Origin of the sequence: Kitasatospora sp. NPDC096204 (genome assembly GCF_044763205.1) — a bacterium.
GTDB lineage: Bacteria > Actinomycetota > Actinomycetes > Streptomycetales > Streptomycetaceae > Kitasatospora.
Genome location: NZ_JBIWFT010000037.1, coordinates 77,242 through 99,791 on the forward strand (window position 1 = coordinate 77,242; position 22,550 = coordinate 99,791).

The window sequence follows — 22,550 nt, forward strand, 5'->3', positions numbered from 1 at the left end:
CGGTCGCGCGGCGCGGCCGGGGCCCGCGTCGCGCTCTGGGAGGGCCCGGCCGGCGGGGTGGGCGGTCGGGTGGGCCGGTCTGATCGTTCTGGCCGATCGGGTCGGTCGGTGATCAGCGCGCACCGGTCGGGGCGGCGGCGGAGGCGACGGACGCGCGGGTGGTGGTGCGCGGCTTGGCGGCGGCCTTGGCCTCCTTCGCCGCGCGCTTCACCTCCTGCTTGAACTCCCGTACCAGGGTGAGGGATTCGGGCCCGGTGATGTCGGCCACCGAGCGGTGCGCGCCCTCCTCGCCGTACACCCCGGCCGCCTCGCGCCAGCCCTCGGGCCGTACCCCGTACTGCTTGCCGAGCAGGGCCAGGAAGATCTGCGACTTCTGCTTGCCGAAGCCGGGCAGGGCGTTGAGGCGGCTGAGCAGCTCCTTGCCGGTGCGGACGTTCTTCCAGAGCGCGGCGGCGTCGCCGTCGTACTGCGCGACGAGGAACTGGCAGAGCTGCTGCACCCGCTTGGCCATCGCGGCCGGGTAGCGGTGGACCGCGGGCTTCGCGGAGAGGAGCGCGACGAACTCCTCCGGGTTGTAGGTGGCGATCTCGTGGGCGTCCAGGTCGTCGTGGCCGAGGCGCTGGGCGATGGTCAGCGGGCCGGTGAACGCCCACTCCATCGGGACCTGCTGGTCCAGCAGCATGCCGACGAGCGCGGCGAGCGCGCTGCGTCCGAGCAGTTCGTCGGCCTCGGGCTGCTGTGCGAGCCGAACGGTGACGTTCATGGGCTTGCCCTCCTCGGAGTTGACGTCGGGTCGGCGCCCAGTCTGGTGGAAGCGGCGTTGCCGTACGCAGTCAACACGCCCGTGACCGGGGAAGTCTTGTCTCTTCAAGGCCTTGCCAGAGCTGCATAGTTCGTTGGCGGAGCGGTTGTCGAGGACAACGGCGGAGTGGCGCGGAATATTTTTTGCCCGCGTCCGTCACATCCGTCGGGTGTCGCGGGTCAGGGGAGTGTCGAACCGAACAGCCGTCGAACGAGGAGCACTCCAATGTCCGTCGCCCACACCGTCGTCACCGTCCTCGGCGCCCTCATGGTCGGCTTCTCGGCCTACTCCGTCTTCGCCGGCGCCGAGTACGTCGTGAAGCCCCTCGCCGACTACGGCGTCCCGCGCGCCTGGTGGCCCTGGCTCGGTGTCGCCAAGGCGGCCGGCGCCCTCGGCCTGCTGGCCGGCCTCGCCGTCCCGGCCGTCGGCTACGCGGCCGCGGTCGGCGTGGTCCTCTACTTCCTCGGCGCCGTGCTCACCGTCCTGCGTGCCCGCGCCTACGCCCACGTCCCCTTCCCCCTCCTCTACCTGGCGCCCGCCGCGGCCTCCCTCGCCCTCGGCCTCGCGTCCTGAACCGGGGCCGCCCCTGCGGGCCTTGCGTGTGGGGGCGGTTGTCGGGGTGTGCGGGGGCCGGAAGGGCGCTCGGCCGGGTGGGTGGATTCGGACGGGGGTAGCGAGTCATTTCATATGACTATTTTTGTTGTGCCGGTGCGGTGAGCTGACTGCGCGTCATTCTTGGTCCACTCGAAGCGTCCAGAAAGGCCCGCCCGCCGTGACCCAGCCGTTCGAACTGCCGTCCTTCTACGTGCCGCACCCGGCACGCCTCAACCCCCATCTGGACGAGGCACGGGCCCACTCCACCGCCTGGGCCCGGAAGATGGGGATGCTGGAGGGATCAGGAATCTGGGATCAGGCCGACCTGGATGCCCACGACTACGGCCTGCTCTGCGCGTACACCCACCCCGACGCGTCGGCCGAGGCGCTGTCGCTGGTCACCGACTGGTACGTGTGGGTCTTCTTCTTCGACGACTACTTCCTCGACATGTTCAAGCGCACCAACGACCGCGAGGCGGGCAAGGCCCACCTCGACCGGCTGCCGCTGTTCATGCCGGCCGACCCGGGCGCGGATCTGCCCGAGCCGGAGAACCCGGTCGAGGCGGGGCTGGCCGACCTGTGGCGGCGCACCGTGCCGACGATGGGCGAGGACTGGCGGATCCGGTTCGCCGCGAGCACCCGGAACCTGCTGGACGAGTCGCTGTGGGAGCTCGCCAACATCGGCGAGGGCCGGGTGGCGAACCCGGTCGAGTACATCGAGATGCGCCGCAAGGTCGGCGGCGCGCCCTGGTCCGCGCAGCTGGTCGAGTACGCGGCCGACGCCGAGGTGCCGCAGGAGGTGTCGGGTTCGCGGGCGCTGCGGGTGCTGATGGACGCCTTCTCCGACGGCGTGCACCTGCGCAACGACATCTTCTCGTACCAGCGGGAGGTGGAGGACGAGGGCGAGCTGAGCAACGGCGTCCTGGTGCTGGAGCGGTTCCTGGAGTGCTCCACCCAGGAGGCCGCCGAGGCGGTCAACGACCTGCTCACCTCTCGGCTCCAGCAGTTCGAGAACACCGTGTTCACCGAACTGCCGGTGCTGTTCGCGGAGACCGGGCTCGACCCGGCGGGCCGCGCCCGGGTGATGGCGTACGTCAAGGGCCTCCAGGACTGGCAGTCCGGCGGGCACGAGTGGCACCTGCGCTCCAGTCGGTACATGAACGGCGGTGGGGCGGCCGGTGGTTCGGGCGGTGAGGTGGCGCCCGGATCGGGCGGGTCCGGGGGTGGCAACTGGTGGGACCAGTACGCGATCGGGGGCATCGGCACCTCGGCGCTGGACATCCTGCGCAGCACGGCCACGCCGGGCCCAGCGGCCACTGCGGCCCCGGCGGCCGCGGTGGGGAAGCGCGCGACGGCGGTGGCCAGGGGCGCGGCGGGCCCGGAGGGGCGGCGGGCGCGGTCGTACGGCTATGTGCCGTACCAGGCTGTCGGGCCCTCCAGGCTGCCCGAGTTCAGGCTGCCGTACGAGCTCCGGCTGAGCCCCCACCTGGACGGCGCCCGGGAGCGTGTGGTCGAGTGGGCGGAGCGGATGGGACTGCTCTCGGCGGAGCCGGGCGCCCCCGCGTCCGGCATCTGGGACGCCGCGTCGATGCGCGACTACGACCTCCCGCTCTGCGCGGCCGGCATCCACCCGGACGCCACGGCCGACCAACTCGACATCGCCTCGGCCTGGTTGGCCTGGGGCACCTGGGCCGACGACTACTACCCCCGGGCCTTCGGACACACCCGTGACCTGGGCGGCGCCAAGGCCGCCAACGCGCGGCTGTCGCTGTTCATGCCGGTGGACGGCACCCCCGCACCGGAGCCCGCCAACGCGCTGGAGCGCGGCCTCGCCGACATCTGGGAGCGCACCGCCGGCCCGATGACCGTCGAGGCCAGGGGCCGGTTCCGGACGGCGGTCGAGGCGATGCTGGACAGCTGGATCTGGGAGCTGGCCAACCAGATCCAGAACCGGATCCCGGACCCGGTGGACTACCTGGAGATGCGCCGCTCCACCTTCGGCTCCGAGCTCACCACCAGTCTCTCCCGCCTCGGCCACGGGGAGTCGGTGCCGCCGGAGGTGTACGAGCACGGCTCGATGCGCGCGCTGGAGAGCTCCGCGATGGACTACGCGTGCATGATGAACGACCTCTTCTCGTACCAGAAGGAAGTCGAGTACGAGGGCGAGCTGCACAACACCGTCCTGGTGGTGCAGAACTTCTTCAATTGCGACTACGAATCGGCGGTCCGGATCGTCGACGACCTGATGCACTCCCGACTGGACCAGTTCCAGCACGTCGCGCAGAAGGAACTCCCGGTCATGTACGAGGACTTCGGGCTGGAGCAGACGGCCCGGGAGCTGCTCGACGGGTACGTGGCGGAGCTGCGGAACTGGCTCGCGGGAATCCTGAGTTGGCACGAGGGCTGCCGGCGGTACGGGACGGCCGACCTGGAGCGGCACTTCGGCGCGGGACGGGACCTGGCGGAGGCCTCGCGGGCCCGGCGGGCGGCCACGGCGGCCGCCGCCGAGACGCCGACGGTGCCCACGGCCTCGGTGGTGCCCGCGGTGCCGCTCGGCCCGACCGGCCTGGGGACGGCCTCGCTGCGCCTGTCGGCCGGCGGCTGACGTCCCCGGGGCGCACCCGCGCGGGCCATCCCGTGCGGGTGCGCCGCGTCGTGGCTAGGCTGGCGAACCGGGGGCGGCACGCGCCCCCCGGCGCGCGCACTTCGCCACACACGAGGGCAGAGAGATGGCTGCGCTACCTGAGGGCACACCCTGCTGGGCCGACGCGATGTTCACCGACCTGGAGGGTGCGAAGGCCTTCTACGGCCACGTGCTGGGCTGGACCTTCGGCGAGAGCTCGTCGGAGTTCGGCAACTACACCCAGGCGTACTCGGGCGGCAAGGCGGTCGCAGCGATCGTTCCGCCGATGCCCGGCGCGGAGGCCAAGTCCGCCTGGTGCCTGTACCTGGCCTCGCCGGACGCCGCAGCCACCGCGGCGCGGATCCGCGCCAACGGCGGGGAGGTGGCCATGGGGCCGCTGCAGGTCGGCGACTTCGGCACGATGGTGATCGCCAAGGACCCGGCGGGCGTGGTGTTCGGGGTCTGGCAGGCCGGGCGGCACGAGGGCTTCGAGAAGCAGGGCGAGCCCGGCGCCTACAGCTGGGCCGAGCTGGTGACCCGCGAGCCCGCGAAGGCGGACGCCTTCTTCCCGGCCGTGTTCCCGTACGGCGTGCGGAAGATGGAGGGCGGGGACTTCGACTACCGGCTGTTCCAGGTCGGCGACCGGCCGGTGCTGGGCCGGATGGGCGCGGAGGGCGACTTCCTGCCGCCCGAGGCGCCCTCGTACGTCAGCATCTACTTCGCGGTGGACGACACCGACGCCGCGATCGGACGGCTGACGGAGCGCGGGGGCAAGGTGTACTTCGGGCCGATGGACAGCCCGTTCGGCCGGTTCGCGGCGGTCGGCGACCAGCAGGGCGCCGCCTTCGGGCTGATCGACCTCGGACGGACGGTCGGCGACCAGCCGAAGACGGTGGAGGCCTGACGGGGCGGGCGGGTAGCGTGCTGAACGACGGTGCGACCGAGGGGAGTTGCTGATGGGTGAGCGCGAGGAACTCGTCGAGACGCTGGACAAGCACCGCGGTCTGCTGCGGCGCACCGTCCGAGACCTCACCGACGCGCAGGCGGCCGAACGCACCACGGTCAGCGAGCTGAGCCTCGGCGGACTGATCAAGCACGTGGCGGCGGTCGAGGCGCGATGGGCGCGGTTCGTCACCGGCGGCGCGGAGGCGATGCGGGGCAGGGAAGGGGAGCACGGCCCCGGCGACGCGGACGCCTGGGCGGCCCAGTTCCGGATGGCGGAGGGCGACACGCTCGCCGGACTGCTCGCCGAGTACGAGCGGGTGGCGCACGAGACGGACGAGCTGATCCGGACCCTGCCCGACCTCGGCCTCGCCCATGAGCTGCCGGTCACGCCCTGGTTCCCGCCGGGGACGGCCTGGTCGGCCCGGCGGGTGGTGCTGCACCTGATCGCCGAGACCTCGCAGCACGCCGGGCACGCGGACATCATCCGGGAGTCGCTGGACGGGGCGAAGACGATGGGCTGAGCGGGGCGGGGGCGGTCGGGGCGGGTGGACGCCCCCGCCGCCAGGCGGCTCGATGCTTCGGGACGGCTCGACGCTTCAGCGTGGCTCGATGCTTCAGGGCAGCTCGACGCCGAGGAGCTCACGCAGCGCCCGGCCGCCGTCCGGAGTGACCCGAAGCGCCCGGCCGGAGCCGATCCGCTCCACCCAGGCACGGTCCAGGGCGGCCCGGCAGAGCGCCGCGCCCAACGCCCCGCCCAGGTGCGGGCGACGCTCCGTCCAGTCCAGACAGCCACGCACCACCGGGCGCCCGCCCGGGCGGCCCGAGCGCGGCGGCAGCTCGATCTCCTGCGCGGCCAGCCAGTCCCGGCCGCGCTCGGTGACGGCCAGCCCGCCCTCCTCGGTGACCAGGCCGCGAGCGAGCAGCGCGTCCGACACGGCGACGCCGAGGCGGCCGGCCAGGTGGTCGTAGCAGGTGCGGGCGCGGGCCTCGGCGCTCAGCCGGGTGGCCTCGCCGAGGGTCCGGGGCGCGGTCGCGCGGCCGGGGCCGGACTCGGCGAAGACGGTGAGGTCCTCGATCAGCGTGGCCACCGCGGGCGTGGCCAGCCGGACGTACCGGTGCCGGCCCTGCCGCTCCTCGGCCAGCAGCCCGCCCGCGATCAGCCGGGACAGGTGCTCGCTGGCCGTGGACGGCGCGACGCGCGCGTGCCGGGCCAGCTCGCCGGCGGTCCAGGCGCGGCCGTCGAGCAGCGCGGTGCAGATGGCGGCGCGGGTGGGGTCGGCGAGCAGGGCGGCGAAGGCGGCTAGCGTCATGCCTCCATGGTCGGGGTCGGGGCACGGGGGTGTGGTCGAGGGTGGGGTCGCATGCGGAGGTGCCGGCGCGGCCGCGTGCTGGGGCCGGGGCGGTCGCCGGGGCGGGGCCGCGTGGGGGAGCGGAGCCGGGGACATGCCTCCAGGATCGCCCCGGCACGGTTCGGCCGGCGCCGAAACGACCCGGGGCCACGATGGCGGCATGAGCGAAACCACGGCGGTCGCCGGCCCCGCGACCGTGACCTTCTCCCGCTACGACGACGTGACGGCGGCGCTGGCCGACCCTGCGCTGGTCCCGCCGTCCGCCGAACCCGCGGCGCCCGGCGCCGCCCCCGGCACGGTGGCCTGGCTGCGCTCCACCGTCGCCCGGTTCAGCTCGGGCGCGCCGCACGACCGGCGCCGGGCGCTGGTGCTGGCCGACCTGGAGCGGCTGGACCCGGACCGGCTGCGGGTGGCCGCGGCCGCCGGCTTCGAGCCCGACGTCCGGCTGCGGGTGGTCCGGGTGCTCGCGGCGGAGCTCGGCCTGGCCGACCCGGAGGCGGTGGCGCGGGACGTCGCGACGGTCTCCCGGGCGTACTTCGCCGACGGCCCGCACTCCCCGGCGGAGGACGCGGCGGTCACCCGGCTGCTGCCCGCGATGGGGGACGGGGACGAGGAGGCCGCCGCGAACCGGATCGGCCTGCTCGTCCAGGCCTGCGACGCCACTGCCGCGCTGGTCGAGGGTGCCCGCGGGCACGGGGACAGTCTGGCCGGCGTACTGCGCGCGGACCCGCCGATCCGGACGATGCGCCGGCTCGCCGTCCGGGCGACCGAGCTCGGTGGGGTCGCGGTACCGGCCGGGACGCTCGTCCTGCTCGACATCCCGGCCGCCCAGTCCGGCGCGCCCGCGGGTGTCGCGCTCACCTTCGGTGCGCCGCCCAGGAGTTGCCCGGGCCGCTCGCAGGCCCTGGTCATCGCCGAGGGCATCCTGTACGGCGCCTCCGATCCGGCGGACACCGATGGCCCCGCTGCTGCGCCGCCGTCCGTACGGGACCTCGGAAAGGGCGAACTCGCCGCTCTGGTACCGACGATGGTCGACCACGTGCTCGCGCTGGCGGCGGACTGGACCGCCTGGGACGGTCGCCCGATCGTCAACGCCGACGGGCGGACCTACGTGCCGCACAAGGCGGTTCGCCGCATCGCCGACCATCTCCTGGACCACCTGGCCGAGTTGGAGGCCCGGCTGGCCGGCCGGCCGACCGAGCCCGACCACTGGCACGCCTCCGGCGTCACCACCCCCGCCGATCTCGCCCCGTTCACCACCGCCGACCTGGACGAGGCCCGCAGCCGGCTGACCCGGCTGGCCGCGATCTGGTCGCAGCGGATCGCCGCGCTGGCGGACGAACGGCTGGACGACTCGCCGGGGACGGGCTGGAGCTTCCGGGAGCTCGTCCGGCACGTCGCCGAGGCGGGGTACTACTACGCGGAATCGGTCGGGGGCACGTCCTGCGCGACCGCCGACCCAACGGACGCCACCGCCGAGCCGGCAGGCGCGACCGCCGAGCCGGCGGGCGTCGCCGGAGACCGTACGAACGACCCGATGGAGACGACCCGGTGACCCCCTTCGCCGCCCTGCACCACCGCCCCGGCCGCCCGCTGCTGCTCCCCAACGCCTGGGACCACGCCTCGGCCCTCGCCCTCGCCGCCCAGGGCCACCCCGCGATCGGCACCACCAGCCTGGGCGTGGCGGCCGTCGCCGGCCTGCCCGACGGCGCCGCCGCCACCCGCGCGGAGACCGTACGGCTGGCGCGCCGGCTCGGGTCCGCCGACTTCCTGCTCAGCGTCGACGTGGAGGCCGGTTTCAGTGATGACCCGGACGAAGTCGCCGAGCTGGCCGTGGAGTTGGCGACGGCCGGGGTGGTCGGCATCAACCTGGAGGACGGTCGGGCGGACGGCTCGCTGACCCCGTCCGCCCGTCATGCCGCGAAGGTCGCGGCGGTGAAGGCGGCCGCGCCGGAGCTGTTCGTCAACGCCCGCACCGACACCTACTGGTGCGGGCAGGACGCCCCCGAGACGGAGGCGATCCGGCGCCTGGACGCCTACCAGCAGGCGGGCGCGGACGGCGTGTTCGTCCCCGGGCTGTCCGATCCGGCGGCCATCGGCCGGCTGGTCGGCACGGTCGCCGTCCCGCTCAACATCCTCTGGACGCCGGCCGGCCCGGGCCTCGCCGAGCTGGCCGCGCTCGGGGTGGCCCGGGTCAGCCTCGGCTCGCTGCTGTACCGCGCGGCACTGGCGGCGGCGGTGGCCACGGCGGCGGCTGTCGCGGCGGGCGAGCCGGTCGGTCCGGTGCCGGGGTACGCGGAGGTGCAGTCGCTCAGCGGGAGTTGAGCACCCCCAGGGTGAAGCTGCCTGCCCCGGGGGGAGTCGAGCCCCCGAGGGGAGTCGAGTCCCCCCGGGGGCAGGGGCAGGGGCAGGGGGCCTCAGGCCTGGCGGCTGGCGGCCAGAGTCGCCTCGACCCCGTCCAGGATGACGTTGACGCCGCGGGCGAAGCCGCTGTCCCGGCCCGCGGCGACCTCGTCCGGAACCTCGGTGGTGTACAGCCGGTGCAGTCGCGGGAAGTCCCTGGTGGCCTCGATGACGGCGGGCAGCAGCTGGTTCATCCACTCCTGCTCGTCCTGGCCGCTGCGGGCCAGCGCGTTCACCCAGGAGGCCTCCACGGCGGCGGTCCCGATGGTGTAGCCCATGACCGCGCTCATCGCGTCGTTCGCCTGGCCGACCTCGAAGCCGGCCGTCTCCAGCACGGCCAGCAGGGCTTCGGAGAGCCGCATCCAGTTGGGGCCGAGGTAGACCATCCCGATGTCGCCGATCACCGAGACCATCCAGGGGTGGCGCAGGACGGCCGCGCGCATGCTCTCAGCGCACTCCATGACCGTCGCGCGCCAGACCTTCGGATCCTCGGAGCCCTCGGCCCGGGGCCGCGGGAGGGTGCCGAAGACCTGGTCGACGACCAGGGCGAGCAGCTCGTCCTTGTTGGCGACGTGGGTGTAGAGCGAGGTCGCGCCGGCGTTCAGTCGGGCGGCGAGCTTGCGCATGCTCAGCGCCTCGATGCCGTCGGAGTCCAGCAGCGCGAAGGCCTCGGCGACGATCTGCTCGCGGCTGAGGGCGGGCTGCTCCCGCCGCCGCTGGGGCCGGTTCCAGGGCAGGGGGATGCCCGGGGTCGTACCGTCCTCTGATTTGGCCGCCATGTGGGCCCTCCTCACCAGTCGTCCGGACCCGGTCCGGTCCGGCGCAGCCCGCACCGGCTGCTGCGAACAGTGTACGGCGATGCGAACAGCGTGCGGAGGCCGAACGATGTACGGAACTCCGAACATCGTGCGTAGATCGAACGGCGTGCGCCGTTGCGAACAGTGTGCGGTGTCCGTACAGTGTTCGGAGCGGCGCACACCGTACCCCAGGGGACGGAGGTCGGTGTGCCCGCGACGACTTCCGCGCGGCCGACGGCCCGCGCCCTATCCGGAGTTCATCCGCAGTCCAAAGGGGGAAACGCCGTGGAACGTCATCCACAGCGCTGGCTCATCCTGGTCGTGCTCTGCCTGAGCAGCCTGGTGCTGGTGATCGACAACATGGTGCTCACGGTGTCCATCCCGCCGATCGCGGAGGACCTCAAGGCCGGGGCGCAGGACATCCAGTGGATCATCGACTCGTACATCCTGGTCTTCGCCGGCCTGCTGCTCACCTCGGGCAGCCTCTCGGACCGCTTCGGACGCAGGAAGGTGATGATCGTCGGCCTCGTGCTGTTCGGTGCGGCCTCACTGGTCGCGGCGTACGCCGGAAGCCCCGGTGAGCTGATCGCCGGGCGCGTCCTGATGGGCGTCGGCGGTGCGCTGGTCATGCCGAGCACGCTCTCCATCCTGATCACCGTCTTCGACGACGAGGAGCGCCCGAAGGCGATCGCCGCCTGGACCGCGGTGGCCATGATCGGCCTGGTCGGCGGTCCGGTGCTGGGCGGCGCGCTGATCGCGCACTTCTGGTGGGGCGCGGTCTTCCTGCTCAACGTGCCGATCGCGGCGGTCGCCATCGTCGCCGCGGTGCTGCTGATGCCGGAGTCCAAGGGGCCGTGGCGCCGCCCCGACCTGCTGGGCATGGTGCTGTCGATGGTCGGCATGGCGGCCCTGGTCTGGTCGATCATCGTGGTGCCCCGGGACGGCTTCACCAGCCCGAGCACCCTCGGCGCACTCCTCCTCGCCGTGGCCGCGCTGGTCGGCTTCGCCGTCCGTCAGGTCCGCACCGACTCGCCGATGGTGCCGCTGAAGCTGTTCCGCAACCGGGTCTTCACCGGCGCCAGCTTCTCGCTCGTCCTGCTGACCTTCGCCACCGGCGGACTGATGCTGGTCCTCACCCAGTACCTCCAGTTCGTGCTGGAGTTCTCGCCCACCGACACCGGCCTCGCCTTCATCCCGCTGGCCATCGCCTCGCTGGTGTTCAACGCGCTGGGCGCGGTGCTCGGCAAGAAGGTCCCGGCGCGGGTGCTCACCTCGATCGGCATGCTGATCATCGCGGGCGGCTTCGGGCTGCTGGCCACCCTCTCGGTCGGCGACGGCTTCACCAAGGTCGCCCTGGCCATGCTGGTGCTCGGCATCGGCTCCGGCCTCGGCATGCCGGCCGCCGCCAACGCGCTGATGGGCGCCATCCCCAGCGAGCACGCCGGCGTCGGCTCCGCGCTCAACGACACCATCCAGCAGTCCGGCGCGGCGCTCGGCGTGGCCATCCTCGGCACCGTGCTCTCCAGCACCTACACCGGTGCGATGCCCGCCGGCGCCCCCGAGGCCGCCCGCCACGACATCACCGGCGCGCTCGCGGTGGCCGGCTCCACCGGGGACGGCGGGCTGGTCGCGGCCGCCCGGGAGGCGTTCAACACCGCCACCTCCACCACCTTCACGGTGGGCGGTTTCGCGGTCGTCGCGGCCGCGGCGCTCACCCTGGTGCTGATGCGCGACGGGCGGAAGGGCCCCGACGCGGGGGCCGAGGAGCCGGTGGAGCCCGCGTCCTCGCCGGTCGGCTGACCTCCCCTTCCGGGCCCGACGGCCCCGGCCGCCCCTACGCGGCTGGGGCCGTCGGCGTGCGCGCGCCCCCGGCCCGCGGCGCGTAGCCTCACGCCATGCACTCGTCCTCCGCGTACCAGGAGCGCGCGTCCCGGCTGCCCGGTGCGGTCGTGTGGACCAAGCGCGCCGTCGGGCGTACGGGCGCGACCCGGGCCGGGGCCGCCCCGCCCGCCCGTGCGGCGCACGTCCCACCCGCACCGCCCGTCCTGCCCGACGGCTGTATGGACCTGCTGTGGACGGAGGGCCGGCTGCTGGTCGCCGGACCGGACACCCGCGCCTTCCACCCCGACCCCGCGCTGTGCGGCCCGTGGGCGGGCGTACGCTTCCGCCCCGGTGCCGCCCCCGCGCTACTCGGCGTCCCCGCCAACGAACTCCTGGACCGCCGCGTCGAGTTGGCCGACCTGCGGCCATCCTCCGAAGTCCGGCGCCTCGCCGAACGCGTCGACGCCGCTGCCGACCCGGCCGCCGCCCTGGAGGCCCTGGCGCTGCGGCTGGCGGCCGAGGCCCGGCCCGAGGACCCCCTGGTCCGTGCCGTGGCCGCCTCGCTCGCCGCCGGCCGCTCCGTCGCCGCGACGGCCGAGACGGTCGGCCTCGGAGCACGCCAACTCCACCGCCGCTCACTGGCCGCCTTCGGCTACGGCCCCAAGACCCTCGCCCGGATCCTGCGCATGCAGCGCGCCCTGGCACTCGCCCGCGCCGGCGTCCCGCTGGCCGACACGGCGGCCCGCACCGGCTACGCGGACCAGGCCCACCTGGCCCGCGACGTACGGCAGTTGGCGGGCCTGCCGGTGACCGCACTGCTGCGCCGCTAGCTCCCCTGCAGGGGCGCGAGCAGATCCACCCCGTTGCCGTCCGGATCGTGCACCACGGCGTACCGCTGCCCCCAGAAGGCGTCCCACGGAGCCAACTCCCCGTGGTACCCGGCGCCGGTCAACTCCCCGTACAGCGCGTCCACCCCTGCGGGACTCCCGCAGCGGAACGCCAGCGCCGTCCGGGTCCCGCCGCTCGGCGGCCGCCAACCGGGGTGGAACGACCGGATGGTGGCCTCGGCGTCGAGCACCAGGAGCGGCCCGCCCGGCAACTCGCCCTCGACGTGCGGTTCCTTCTCCGCCCCCTCGGGAAACCCCACCCCCAACCGCCGGTAGAAGGCAACCGACGCGGCCACATCCGAAACGGCCAACCCGACGAAGGCGAACCGCGGTACACGTGTGCTGTCCATGCCCGCCACGCTAGACACCCGCCACCCACCCGGTCTTGAACGAATCGGACACCCACCGCCGACCGCCGCCCCGGGCCCCGGCGGTGTGCCGGGGCCCGGGGCGGGCGCACGTGAGGTCGGGCAGGCCGGTCTCCCCCGCTCCGGGCCCGACCGGCCACGTCACGGGCCCGGGGCTCAGCCGCCGCCGTAGGTGCTCTGGGTCACGGCGAAGACGTTGCGTCCGCCCGTGGTCTCCTGCAGTGACCACAGCAGGTCGGGGTTGGTGGTGTCCTCCCAGTAGGAGAGGCTCTCGCCGCCGCTCACCCAGGCGAAGGTGGCGGGGCCCGCGGTCGGGGTCCAGTAGTAGAGCTGCTTCTGTCCCGAGGAGTTGAACCACCAGCGGCCGTTGTGGGAGGCCACGCCGTTGAGCCTGTACCAGGGCAGCTGGAGGGCCTGGCTGGCGGTCGTCGTCGCGGCGAACGTCGTCGCCCCGGTCGCGAACGGGAAGCGGACGGCCCTCGGCGGGCGGTTGGGGTAGTCGGTGCAGCCCGACTGGCAGGTGTACTCCGCCATCACGATCGACTTGCTGACCCGGTCGAGGGAGACCGAGGACCACACCAGCTTGTCGGCGGCGGTGGTCTGCGCCGTGATCGTGCCGACCTGGGGCAGCACGTAGGCGTAGTTGTGGGCGTAGTAGGTGGTGCCGGACTGGCGGCCGATCTGGTCGGCGGTGCCACCGGTGTCGGTGTTGAGGATCTTGCGCATGTCGAAGACGCGCATCCCGCGCCCGGTGTCGGCGACGTAGAGGTGGTCGCCGTACCAGGAGACGCCGCCGGCGTGGATCGGGATGTCCTTGAAGTCCGGCGCCTCCGCGGTGCCGGTCGGCTCCACGAGGAGGATCTTGCGATAGGTGTTGGGGTAGGTGGCGTCCCAGTCGGCCAGGGTGATCCGGCTGCGCTGCTGGGCGCCGTCGCAGCCGTCCTTGGTGTACCAGCTCACCAGCACGAGCTGGTGGCCGTCGTAGTTGCCGCTGTTCGTCGTCCCCACGGCGTCCCGGCTCGTCGTGATGCCCTGCGGGACGCTCTGGCAGTCGGAGTTGTCGCCGTCGTCGAACCGGAAGCCGGTGGACAGGCCGGCGACGGAGAAGGACGAGGGGAGCGCCTGCCGGGTGTGGTTCGCGTTCTCCATCACCGTGTGTACGGCGGAGGTGCCCAACGTCGTGACGAGGGCCGAGTTGAGCGTGTCGAACCGGTGGTAGTCCGCGGTGAGGGTGTAGTCGGACGCGGCCAGGGCCGTCGGCGCGGTGGCGGCCGCCGCCGGAGGCGCACCGGCGAGCGCGCCGGTGACGAGCAGGCCGGCTGCCAGCACCGCTCGTGCCGCGATTCTGACGTGACGGATCATCAAGGCGTGCCTCTCCGTGTGAGTGGATCAACGGGGCCACTCACGCTAGGGGCGCTTTGAGCATGTCCGCAACACCCCGAGGGGGAGGGGGCGGCCCCGCGCTCCGGTCGCCGGAACGCGCGGCGGGCGACGACCGAGGCCCGGGCCGCGTGGTGCGGTCCGGGCCTTCGTGGAGGCGGAGGACACGAGATTCGAGCCGTGACCACGGGCTTCTCGGGCGCGTGGCCCGGAGGAGCCCGTCAGCTCGCCGCGGAGGCGAAGCCGCGGATCAGCGCCCGGACGTCGGACCCCGACGTCATCGGGAAGCGGGGGCGGCAGTGGCCTCCAGCGTCTTCCGGATCGTCCGGACTCCCCGGTCGACCATCGTGGCGATGGGTTCCGCCAGGCCGTGCGGCTGCACGTCGGTGATCCAGACGAAGCGGCTGCGGCCGCCGGCTTCGGCGAACACCTGCATGGAGGCGTGGTGGTGGAAGACGCTCAGGGAGCCGCCCACCACCGCGTAGGCGATGCGCCGGGCGTCGTCGTCCAGCGAGACGATGAGCTCGTGTACCACCGTGCCGTCCTCGAAGGTCACCAACCGGACGTCGCCTTCGACGTGGGTGTCGGTGACGAAGCCGGGGGCGAGCCTGCGGTGGACCTCACCCCAGTCGCGGATCGCCGCCCAGATCTCTTCGGGGGTGGCGTCGATCGGGACGTCTCGGTGAATGGTTGCCACGGGGATTCTCCGTTCGTCTCGGACCGTCAGTCGGTGGCGGTCGTGGCGGGGATCAGGCAGAAGGGGCCGCCCTGGGGGTCGGTGAGGACGACCCACTGGCCCTCGCCCGGCTGGAAGGCGGGCCGGGAGGCCCCGAGGGCGAGCAGTTCCTCGACCGCGCGGTCCAGGTCGGGGACGGTGAAGTCGAGGTGCAGGTGGGCGCTCTCCTCGGGCCACCCCGGCGTCCGGTAGCCCTCGACGCGGACGAAAGCCAGTCCCGGCCCCGCACTGCCCGCACTGAGGGAGGAGAAGTCCTGGTCGCTGTGGGTGAGTTCCCAGCCGGTGGCCTTCCGGTAGAAGTCGGCGAGCGCGACCGGGTCGGCGCAGTCGACGACCACGGTGGTGAGCTGTTCGAGAACGGGCATGAGCGGACTCCTGACATCGCGGGATCGTGAACGACCGGAAGCCCCGTGGGCTTCGGGGAAGAGCCTCGCCCGGCCGCCCCGCCCGGGTCTTGAACATCCTTGCGGGGGTGGGATTGTCGGACCCGCCCCGTACCGTGCGGACCGTGCTCTCCGTCCGACCCGTCGCCACCCGGCCAGACTTCGACATCAGCGCGGTCGCCTGCCGCAGCGACCACACCCGCTGGTCACCTCCCGAGGTCCGCGGCGACCACCGCGTGGTGCTGGTGCGGCGCGGCCGCTTCCGCCGTCAGGCCGCCGGGGCGGCCGCCGACCTCGACCCGAGCCTCGCCTACGTCGGCACCCCCGGGGAGGAGGAGAGCTTCGCCCATCCCACGGGCGGCGACCACTGCACGTCGATCAGCGTGACGCCGGCGCTCTGGCGCTCCCTGGCCGGGGACGGGAACGGGCCTTCGGCGGGGACGGTCTACGTCGATCCCCCGCTCGACCTCGCCCACCGGCGCATGCTCGCGGCCGCCCGCTCCGGGGACGTCGACTACGCCGTCACCGAGGAACTGCTGGCCCTGCTCGCGACCGCTGTCGCCCGCACGGTGCCCGGGCCGACGCCCGCGGCGGGGTCCTCGGCCCGCGACCGGGCGCTCGTCACCGCCGCCCGCGAGGCGATCGCCGACGAGCACCCCGCCTCCGTCAGCCTCATCTCCCTCGCAGACCTCCTCGGCGTCTCCCCCTACCGCCTGAGCCGCGCCTTCCCGCGAGAACTCGGCGTCTCGGTGACCCACTACCGCCACCGCGTGCGCATCGGCCGCGCCCTCGACCGCCTGGAGGCCGGCGAGTCCAGCCTCAGCGTCCTCGCCGCCGACCTCGGCTACGCCGACCAGGCCCACCTCACCCGCACCCTCCGCCGCCACCTCGGCCACACCCCGACCGCCCTGCGCCGCCTGCTGGCACCCGGCGAACGGGACGAGGATCGGCTGACGGTCGGATGACGGGCCGCCGCGGAGTCGAACAGAAACAGGACCACGGAACGACGAAGGCCCGGGCCGCGTGATGCGGTCGGGGCCTTCGTGAAGGCGGAGGATACGGATTCGAACTCGTGAGGGGTTGCCCCCAACACGCTTTCCAACTGTTCGTCCCGCTGTCCGGAGAGGTCCGTATCCGTCCTGACCTGCGGCGGAGCGACCCGTCGGCCGATCTCTGAACGGTGCTGGACGGGGGTGAATGCAACCAGAACTGCAACCAGGGTCGGCTGTGCTCTGCGGCGGCCTGGGGTCGTGACCGGGGGCGTAACGGGCTGCCGTCGGGCGTAATGGAAGGACCGGTCCGGTGAACCGCACCGGGGTGTCGGGGTTGATCGCGCCCGCACCGGTGGCACGGATCAGGGAGGAGGCGGCGGTGAGCAGGGACGGCGAGCGCCGACTGGGCCGGGCGGAGGGAGCCGGCGAACACCTGCTGGGCGCGTTGCTCGATCAGGCCCATGAGCTGCCGCCCCGGCTCATCGGTCCGTTGGTCGCCGAAGCAGTGACGAGGATCCGCGGTCGAGAGCGGGCCCTCCTGCTGCAGGACTACGGCCAGCTGGCGCTGGTGCCGCTGCCCGGCTGGGGGCTGGCTGCTGGGGAGCCGGTTCCGATCGACGGCTCGCCCGCGGGTGAGGCCTTTCTGCGTGGTGTCCCCGTCGAGGTGCCGCTGGCCGACGGGGTGCGGGTGTACCTGCCGTTACCGGACGGTGGCGACGAGGTCGGGGTGCTGGCCCTCACGCTGGATGGCGTCGATGACGACGACCGGCGGCTCCTTCGCCGGTTCGCCGGCATGGTCGCGGACCTGCTGGTCACCAAGACCGGCTACACCGACCGGATCTTCCAGGCTCGGCGCCTGGAACCGATGAGCGTCGCCGCGGAGATCCAGTGGTCGCTGCTGCCGCCGCTGTCGATGACCGTCCCGCAGGTCGCGGTGGCAGGCATCCTCGAACCCGCCTACCAGGTGGCCGGCGACAGCTTCGACTACGCGCTCAACGACGATCTCCTGCACGTGGCCACGATCGACGCCATGGGCCACGGACTGGATGCCGCCACCATGGCGACCGTCGCCATCGGCGCGTACCGGCACGCCCGGCGCGCGGACATCGGGCTGGCCGAGATCTACGCGTTCATGGACCGGGCCATCGCCGAGCAGTTCGGCCCCGACCACTTCGTCACCGCGCAGATGATGGCTTGGATACCGCGACCGGCCACCTGCAGTGGGTCAACGCCGGGCACCCTACGCCGTTGCTGATCCGCGACCACGTCGTCGTCGAGCGGCTGGAGAGCGCAACCACCCTGCTGGTGGGGTCCGGCGGTGAGGAGCCAGTGATCAGCGAGCGGACGCTGCGGAACGGCGACCGGGTCCTGTGCTTCACCGACGGCCTGGTCGAGGAGCGCGAGGCCGGCGGCGAGCAGTTCGGGGAGGAACAGCTCATCGACTCGGTCAACCGCGTCGAACGCTCGCAGGACGGGGTGCGGGCCGTGGTGCGCGCGCTCTCCCACGCCCTGAAGGAGAAGCGGGGCGGGCCCACGAGTGACGACGCCACCCTGTTCCTGATCGAGTGGCGCTGAGACGCCGACCGCAGCCGGACCGGTCCGGGTGAGGCACGGAGTACCGTGGGAATGCCGGGGTGGCCGGTGCCGCAGCCGACGGCGGCGCGTCGCCCGGCGTCAGCGGGCTGGCCCTGCGTCCGCGGATAGGTGGCGAGCCATGTCGGACGAGACCAGTGCTTTCCACCCGGGGCTGCTGCCCGACCGCTTCCGGCAGGCGGCGAAGCCGGGGACGGTCGTGTTGCGCCTGGAGACCACACAGTCGCGTGAGGGTGCGCTCGACGGCGCATGGTGGCCGCACTCGCGCAACATCGGCGCCGAACTTCCTGGCCTGGTACATGCGTTGACCGAGCACCTCGGCCCGATCGCGAGTGTCGGACTGGACACGGACGCCTGGGACGACGTCCCGGCGCGGCTGGTGGTCGACGGCCGGTCGGTGCATATCGACCAGTACCCGGTCAGCGACGACACAGTGATCATCACCCGTGGCGACCGGGACCACTTCAGCCTGCTCGTCGTCCCCCCACAGGCGAGCCAGGACGCGGCGCTGGCCGCGATGGCACGCGCGATCGAGGCCGGCGGAACCGACTCGGCGCAGCAGATCCTCCTTGCCACCGGCATCGGCTCCGAGCCACCGGCGGATGCGACCTGATAGGACCAGCACCGCGGGCGTGGCTCCTCGGGCAGACAGGAAGGCGGGACACGGAGATGTCCGTTTACGTGAAACTCTCGACCGAGGCCCGGGCACCGGCAGAGCCGTCGAAGGGGCCGTTGGACCTGCAGTACGAGGACGGCGCGGACGGTGTCGCCTTCGAGTATGACCTGCATCCGAGCGGCGCGCTGCGCGTTCTGCGGGTCTTCGAGGACACCCCACACCGGATCGAGGCGTGCTTCAGCGCCGGGGCGTGGCTCCAGGTGGCGGGTACCTACCTGCGAAGCGGCTCCGAGTACTGACGGAGTACTGACGGCGATCCGCTCCGGACGAACCACAGGAACGCACTCGGCGGCGGTGACCCGGTTGGTCAGCGGCGCGTGGACCGGCCTTCCTGCCGGAAGGCCAGTGCCGAATTCAGCCTCCTTCAACTTGTTCGGGGCAGCCACGGGCAGAGCTGCGGTGGGTGGGGTCCGTACCACCGCGAATGGGCAAGTACGACGGCCCGCCCCAGCGGGCGGAGGCCCAGGCCGAGGCCGAGCGGTCAGGTGCCGGCCAGGAGTCGGCCCGGAGCCGGGCGAGACCCGTTCGGCGCTCGGCCTCCCGAGCTCCGTCGGCGGGGGCGACGGCCAGCGGCATGAAGTCGGAACGGGCCTCCGGCTGTGCCTCACGGGCCCCCGCCCTGGCAGCGAGCAGCTCGCTCGCGCTTCTGGTGTTCGCGGGATCTGCGGCCTCGGTCATCAGCCGGGCCGCATCGACTGAATTCGTCTGCGGCGGGACGACCAGCAGGTTCAGCCGGCGCGGGATGTACGAGCAGACCATGATCATGTGCTTGTCCTGCTCGATGCTGAACCAGCCGGCGCGGACGGTGTGGCCCGCGCCGGGGATGCGCCGGGGGATGAGCGGCCACTGCGCGGGGTTCACGGTGATCCGGGTGACCCGGCCCCACCGCTCGTCGAGCTCGGCGATCAGGGAGGGGAGTTCGACAAGAAGGTCACGCGACCGGGGCCACCAGGCTCCGTCCAGTCGGCCGGCCCGCACGCCGTCGGGCGCCATGGACAGCCGCAAGGGGGATTCCGGAATGACGGGCGTCGTCGCACGGTCGAGGATCGCAGTCATGATCAAGAACCTGTCTCCGAGCCCGGCTCTGGCCTGGGTCCGGGATAGCCGTTCGCCGGAGACGACGCCAGTGTCCGGTGCCGGCATGCGAAATGCCTTCGGTGATGTCCAGGCTACTCTTGGTCCGGCCTGGACCTGGCATGGCCGCGACGGCTGATTCTATCGTTCGCGAGAGCCCTGGCCGGTTGAGACTTGGTGGCGTAACCGGGCGATCTGCGGAGCCATCGGCGCAGTTGGGGCTGTTCGCGCCGGGCGCTACCCACCCGGACGGTGTCGGTGGGCCCTTCCAACAGGTGGACCGGAAAAGTCCGAGACCATACCTCGACCTCGATGGCCCAGCGCTACCAGCATGTCACCGAGCCGATGCTCAACGACGTCGGCAGGAAGATCGGCAAGGCGCTGTGGGGCAGCGTGCCTGGAGTGACCGATGACGCTGACGATCACGGTGAAAGCGCGGCGTAGCTTCGTCAGCGGCCTTCGGCTCGGGAACAGTCCGACGTTCGCGTCGGACTGCTCGCCGGTCCGGAGGCCCTTCGGGGTGGCGCCGTTCAGTGCGTGCCCAGGAGGGCCCACACGATCTTGCCGTCGTCGTCGGGGGCGACGCCCCAGTCGGTGGTGAGCCGGTCGAGGACGAGGAGCCCGAGGCCGTCGGGCCGGCCGCGTTCGCCGGTGCGGTGGTGAGGCGGGGTGGGGCTGTGGTCGGCAACCGCGATGCACAGGTACTCCAGGCGGTGTTCGAGGACCAGTTCGCGGGGTCCATAGCCATGGAGACAGGCATTGGCAAGGAGTTCACTGACGACCAGGAGGGCGTCCCCGGCGAGGTGGTCGACGACGAGGCCGGGCCGCGGGGCGAGCAGGTGCCATCTGGCGAGCGCTTGACGGGCGAAGTCTCGGCCACGGCTCACGACCCTGTCCGAGTGTGGCCGGAATGCCAGTCGGAACTGCCGGCCGGTTGGGGATGAAGCGCACATGGTGGGCCCCGCACTCGCAGATCCGTCTCTGACCATGGCGGCTACCCATTGCGTCCAGGGCGACACGAATCAGACGGGGTCTGGTTGGCAGGACCAGGCTGATCACCCGAGCAGGAGTTCGGCAGCCGGGGTGTGGTTGCCGGTCGCGGCAGCCCCGGCCATTGCCGACGAGGCTGTTCGCGCATCGGTGCGAGGCGGCACCACCAGGAGCAGGAAGTGGTCCTGGAACCCCCGGGTGATGCTGATCGTCGCATCGCTGCCGGCGAACCAGCCGATCCTGATCATGAGCCCGTTGACCACGACGGACCGGGGAGCTTCGCGCCAGGACGCAGTGTCGAGGCCGACCCGGACGATCCGGCCCAGGTGGGCGCCGAGTGCGGTGATCAGGTCAGGGAGCTCAGCCAGCAGGTGAGTGGAACGGGGCCACCACGCCCCGTCGAACATCCCGTCCCGCGACATCGTCGGCTCCAGCATCAAGCGCGGTAGCAGCGGAGCGCCGGGCACGGACCACGGCCCGGGCGAGGAAGGGGTAGGGAGGGGGATCGGCATCATGTCGGGCCGCCCGTCCGGTCCGCAAGGGACCTGTCATGACCTAGGGCGACACCAGCGCGAATACCGGCATGCGGAATGTCCTCGGTTGTCTCCCACGGTACTCCGCGGCAGCCTCCCTCGGGCTGCGAAGCCCAGGAGTAGGATCGGAGGCATCCAGGGCATTCCGCATTCCGGTACCCGTTCCGGCTTCGTTCTGGGTGAAGGACGTTCCGGGCAGCCCCGGCGGCCCGGAGACGGGCAACGGTGAACACCGTGACCACTCATTCCCCGCACCCGGTACGGCCCGGCCACGGCCTCACGGTCGCCGACGCCATGGACCCCTGCGACTACCAGATAGCCGACGACAGCACTGTCGACCAGGCCGACAACATCCTCCGCAGCGCCCACATCGACTACCTGGTCGTCCGCGACCACAACGGCCGGTGTGAGGGACTGGTCACCCGCACCGGACTCCACCCCTTCCTGACCGGCTCCTGGTACACCGAGCGGACCGCGGTCAGTACCACTACCCATCAGCGCGGCCCGTTCGCTTGGCCGAGCATGGGCCTGTCGCTGGCTGCGATCGCGATGCGGGTCAAGCGACTGGCCGTCTGGCCCGTCGTCGACGACGACGGCTACCTCCTCGGCGTCCTCACCGCCAGCCGTGCGGCGGGAGTCCTGGACGCGGTCACCACCCCGTGAGTCCGTCGGTCAGAGCCGAAGGTGCTTCCCGAAGCATCCCAGCGGGCGTTCGTGGCGCCGTTCGGACGGACTGAGACCAAAACTGAGACCACGGCACGGAGAAGGCCCTGACCAGGAACCCGGTCGGGGCCTTCAACTGCCTTGCTAGGCAAAGGCGGAGGATGCGAGATTCGAACTCGTGAGGGGTTGCCCCCAACACGCTTTCCAATTCTCCCGAACCCCGTCCGCCGGGGTTCACACCCGTCCTGACCTGCGCCGGCGCGAGCCGCCGGATGGCGGGTGAACCTGGTCGGACAGGGGTGAATGAGACCAAAACTGAGACCAGGCGACCAGCTGCGGCAGACCATGACGGCCGAGGGGCCTAATTCGGAAAGTCACCGGCAAGCCATCCATCCACCGCAGAGAGTGCAAGGGCTTCCTGGAGCCAGGGGGTTATCAAGATGATCTTGGTGAGGAGCTCGCGCGCCTGGTCAGGCGGGAGCACCTCCGAGACTACATAGCTGCCGTCGCCGAGCTGGCTCCCGCTCGCGCAGTCGACGAAGACGTCGACGAGACCTCGCTTGGTTGGCGCCACCCCAATGAACGCAGTGCCGCTCGCCAGTGACTCGCCGACCTTGATCAAGTTCTGTTGAGGTCCGGACTTGGGGGTGGCGGCCGATCGCGTGCTGGCGGTTGGCAGCGGTCCTCCCCAAGCGCGCTCGGTGAGTTCGCCCCACACTCCGGCGGCGACGGTGCGGGGATCTACGCCTTCGGATGGGGCACAGTCCTTGTATGCGCCATCTGGCTGCTCTGAGCGGTCATGCTCCTTGATCCAGAAGACGCGACGGGCGAACCGAAAAGGCGCTTCCCTCTCTGTCAGCCTTGGGTGAGACATCCCGCCTTGTCGGGTTAGCCTGAGAGGGCCCGAGTAGGAGTTTCACCCCTGATGACCAGCACCAACC

At 72.4% G+C, this 22,550-nt stretch carries 25 protein-coding genes and 2 pseudogenes; 15 read left to right on the plus strand and 12 right to left on the minus strand.

The genetic code is table 11. From position 1 onward, the window contains the following. Positions 1-112: 112 nt before the first annotated feature. Positions 113-763, minus strand: a complete 651-nt coding sequence (locus tag ACIQ87_RS31820) for an HhH-GPD-type base excision DNA repair protein (RefSeq protein ID WP_402413502.1) — start codon at positions 761-763, stop codon at positions 113-115. Positions 764-1,027: 264 nt separating this feature from the next. Between ACIQ87_RS31820 and ACIQ87_RS31825 the strand changes: the two genes are divergently transcribed. From ACIQ87_RS31825 to ACIQ87_RS31840, 4 genes are all read left to right on the plus strand, one after another. Continuing rightward, on the plus strand, positions 1,028-1,375 hold the full coding sequence (locus ACIQ87_RS31825; protein ID WP_392868396.1) for a DoxX family protein: 348 nt from the start codon (positions 1,028-1,030) through the stop codon (positions 1,373-1,375). 199 nt (positions 1,376-1,574) lie between these two features. Continuing rightward, complete coding sequence (locus tag ACIQ87_RS31830) at positions 1,575-4,001, plus strand: germacradienol/geosmin synthase (RefSeq protein ID WP_402413505.1); 2,427 nt, start codon at positions 1,575-1,577, stop codon at positions 3,999-4,001. A gap of 124 nt (positions 4,002-4,125) precedes the next feature. Continuing rightward, positions 4,126-4,923 (plus strand): VOC family protein, encoded by a 798-nt coding sequence (locus ACIQ87_RS31835; RefSeq protein ID WP_402413508.1) that lies wholly within the window; start codon positions 4,126-4,128, stop codon positions 4,921-4,923. Between the two features lie 52 nt (positions 4,924-4,975). Beyond that, complete coding sequence (locus ACIQ87_RS31840) at positions 4,976-5,485, plus strand: DinB family protein (RefSeq protein ID WP_402413510.1); 510 nt, start codon at positions 4,976-4,978, stop codon at positions 5,483-5,485. Between the two features lie 93 nt (positions 5,486-5,578). Here ACIQ87_RS31840 and ACIQ87_RS31845 read toward each other — a convergent pair whose 3' ends face one another. Next, the gene (locus ACIQ87_RS31845) at positions 5,579-6,274 is read right to left on the minus strand and encodes an ArsR/SmtB family transcription factor (RefSeq protein ID WP_402413513.1); all 696 of its coding nucleotides are present in this window, start codon (positions 6,272-6,274) and stop codon (positions 5,579-5,581) included. Positions 6,275-6,473: 199 nt separating this feature from the next. Between ACIQ87_RS31845 and ACIQ87_RS31850 the strand changes: the two genes are divergently transcribed. Both ACIQ87_RS31850 and ACIQ87_RS31855 read left to right on the plus strand, forming a co-directional pair. Further along, positions 6,474-7,868 carry a hypothetical protein gene (locus ACIQ87_RS31850; RefSeq protein WP_402413514.1) on the plus strand — a complete coding sequence of 465 codons (1,395 nt, stop codon included), beginning with the start codon at positions 6,474-6,476 and terminating at the stop codon, positions 7,866-7,868. Continuing rightward, positions 7,865-8,638, plus strand: coding sequence for an isocitrate lyase/phosphoenolpyruvate mutase family protein (locus tag ACIQ87_RS31855; RefSeq protein ID WP_402413517.1), 774 nt, complete (start codon positions 7,865-7,867; stop codon positions 8,636-8,638). The genes ACIQ87_RS31850 and ACIQ87_RS31855 overlap by 4 nt, the downstream gene beginning before the upstream one ends. 92 nt (positions 8,639-8,730) lie before the next feature. On the opposite strand, the gene ACIQ87_RS31860 is transcribed toward ACIQ87_RS31855, so the two are convergent. After that, a complete protein-coding gene (locus tag ACIQ87_RS31860; protein WP_402413520.1) occupies positions 8,731-9,495 on the minus strand; it encodes a TetR/AcrR family transcriptional regulator in 765 nt (254 codons plus the stop codon). A gap of 303 nt (positions 9,496-9,798) precedes the next feature. Between ACIQ87_RS31860 and ACIQ87_RS31865 the strand changes: the two genes are divergently transcribed. Beyond that, positions 9,799-11,313 carry an MFS transporter gene (locus tag ACIQ87_RS31865; protein WP_402413523.1) on the plus strand — a complete coding sequence of 505 codons (1,515 nt, stop codon included), beginning with the start codon at positions 9,799-9,801 and terminating at the stop codon, positions 11,311-11,313. A gap of 95 nt (positions 11,314-11,408) precedes the next feature. Further along, entirely contained in the window at positions 11,409-12,164 is a 756-nt protein-coding gene (locus ACIQ87_RS31870; protein WP_402413526.1) for a helix-turn-helix domain-containing protein, read from the plus strand. Here ACIQ87_RS31870 and ACIQ87_RS31875 read toward each other — a convergent pair. From ACIQ87_RS31875 to ACIQ87_RS31890, 4 genes are all read right to left on the minus strand, one after another. Further along, positions 12,161-12,571: a VOC family protein gene (locus tag ACIQ87_RS31875; protein WP_402413529.1), complete on the minus strand. Its 411-nt coding sequence runs from the start codon at positions 12,569-12,571 to the stop codon at positions 12,161-12,163. The two genes, ACIQ87_RS31870 and ACIQ87_RS31875, sit on opposite strands and share 4 nt — an antisense overlap. A gap of 174 nt (positions 12,572-12,745) precedes the next feature. Next, on the minus strand, positions 12,746-13,951 hold the full coding sequence (locus tag ACIQ87_RS31880; RefSeq protein ID WP_402413531.1) for a hypothetical protein: 1,206 nt from the start codon (positions 13,949-13,951) through the stop codon (positions 12,746-12,748). A gap of 295 nt (positions 13,952-14,246) precedes the next feature. Next, complete coding sequence (locus ACIQ87_RS31885; protein ID WP_402413534.1) at positions 14,247-14,666, minus strand: SRPBCC family protein; 420 nt, start codon at positions 14,664-14,666, stop codon at positions 14,247-14,249. Positions 14,667-14,692: 26 nt separating this feature from the next. Then, positions 14,693-15,070 (minus strand): VOC family protein, encoded by a 378-nt coding sequence (locus tag ACIQ87_RS31890; protein WP_402413536.1) that lies wholly within the window; start codon positions 15,068-15,070, stop codon positions 14,693-14,695. Positions 15,071-15,213: 143 nt separating this feature from the next. Between ACIQ87_RS31890 and ACIQ87_RS31895 the strand changes: the two genes are divergently transcribed. The 4 genes and pseudogenes from ACIQ87_RS31895 (at position 15,214) to ACIQ87_RS31910 (ending at position 18,588) form a co-directional block, all read left to right on the plus strand. Further along, positions 15,214-16,053, plus strand: coding sequence for a helix-turn-helix domain-containing protein (locus tag ACIQ87_RS31895; protein ID WP_402413539.1), 840 nt, complete (start codon positions 15,214-15,216; stop codon positions 16,051-16,053). Between the two features lie 388 nt (positions 16,054-16,441). Continuing rightward, positions 16,442-17,655, plus strand: a pseudogene (locus ACIQ87_RS31900) (PP2C family protein-serine/threonine phosphatase). 139 nt (positions 17,656-17,794) lie between these two features. Then, complete coding sequence (locus ACIQ87_RS31905) at positions 17,795-18,286, plus strand: DUF5994 family protein (RefSeq protein WP_402413542.1); 492 nt, start codon at positions 17,795-17,797, stop codon at positions 18,284-18,286. A 68-nt stretch (positions 18,287-18,354) separates the two neighbouring features. After that, positions 18,355-18,588: a hypothetical protein gene (locus ACIQ87_RS31910; RefSeq protein ID WP_402413545.1), complete on the plus strand. Its 234-nt coding sequence runs from the start codon at positions 18,355-18,357 to the stop codon at positions 18,586-18,588. Positions 18,589-18,703: 115 nt separating this feature from the next. Here the strand turns inward: ACIQ87_RS31910 and ACIQ87_RS31915 are convergent, their stop codons facing one another. Continuing rightward, a complete protein-coding gene (locus ACIQ87_RS31915; protein WP_402413546.1) occupies positions 18,704-19,405 on the minus strand; it encodes a DUF5994 family protein in 702 nt (233 codons plus the stop codon). On the opposite strand from ACIQ87_RS31915, the gene ACIQ87_RS31920 reads away from it, so the two are divergent. Together ACIQ87_RS31920 and ACIQ87_RS31925 are read left to right on the plus strand one after the other, a co-directional pair. Continuing rightward, on the plus strand, positions 19,404-19,562 hold the full coding sequence (locus tag ACIQ87_RS31920; RefSeq protein WP_402413549.1) for a hypothetical protein: 159 nt from the start codon (positions 19,404-19,406) through the stop codon (positions 19,560-19,562). The two genes, ACIQ87_RS31915 and ACIQ87_RS31920, sit on opposite strands and share 2 nt — an antisense overlap. 173 nt (positions 19,563-19,735) lie before the next feature. Beyond that, positions 19,736-19,867 (plus strand): hypothetical protein, encoded by a 132-nt coding sequence (locus ACIQ87_RS31925; RefSeq protein WP_402413552.1) that lies wholly within the window; start codon positions 19,736-19,738, stop codon positions 19,865-19,867. A gap of 86 nt (positions 19,868-19,953) precedes the next feature. On the opposite strand, the gene ACIQ87_RS31930 is transcribed toward ACIQ87_RS31925, so the two are convergent. Continuing rightward, positions 19,954-20,310, minus strand: coding sequence for an ATP-binding protein (locus tag ACIQ87_RS31930; protein ID WP_402413555.1), 357 nt, complete (start codon positions 20,308-20,310; stop codon positions 19,954-19,956). A gap of 168 nt (positions 20,311-20,478) precedes the next feature. Beyond that, positions 20,479-20,850, minus strand: coding sequence for a DUF5994 family protein (locus ACIQ87_RS31935; protein ID WP_402413557.1), 372 nt, complete (start codon positions 20,848-20,850; stop codon positions 20,479-20,481). A gap of 330 nt (positions 20,851-21,180) precedes the next feature. On the opposite strand from ACIQ87_RS31935, the gene ACIQ87_RS31940 reads away from it, so the two are divergent. Continuing rightward, the gene (locus tag ACIQ87_RS31940) at positions 21,181-21,609 is read left to right on the plus strand and encodes a CBS domain-containing protein (RefSeq protein ID WP_402413559.1); all 429 of its coding nucleotides are present in this window, start codon (positions 21,181-21,183) and stop codon (positions 21,607-21,609) included. A gap of 361 nt (positions 21,610-21,970) precedes the next feature. Here ACIQ87_RS31940 and ACIQ87_RS31945 read toward each other — a convergent pair whose 3' ends face one another. Together ACIQ87_RS31945 and ACIQ87_RS31950 are read right to left on the minus strand one after the other, a co-directional pair. Continuing rightward, positions 21,971-22,231 carry a hypothetical protein gene (locus ACIQ87_RS31945; RefSeq protein ID WP_402413569.1) on the minus strand — a complete coding sequence of 87 codons (261 nt, stop codon included), beginning with the start codon at positions 22,229-22,231 and terminating at the stop codon, positions 21,971-21,973. A gap of 54 nt (positions 22,232-22,285) precedes the next feature. Next, a pseudogene (locus ACIQ87_RS31950) lies at positions 22,286-22,483 on the minus strand (DUF6009 family protein); the annotation flags it as partial. Positions 22,484-22,550 lie beyond the last annotated feature (67 nt).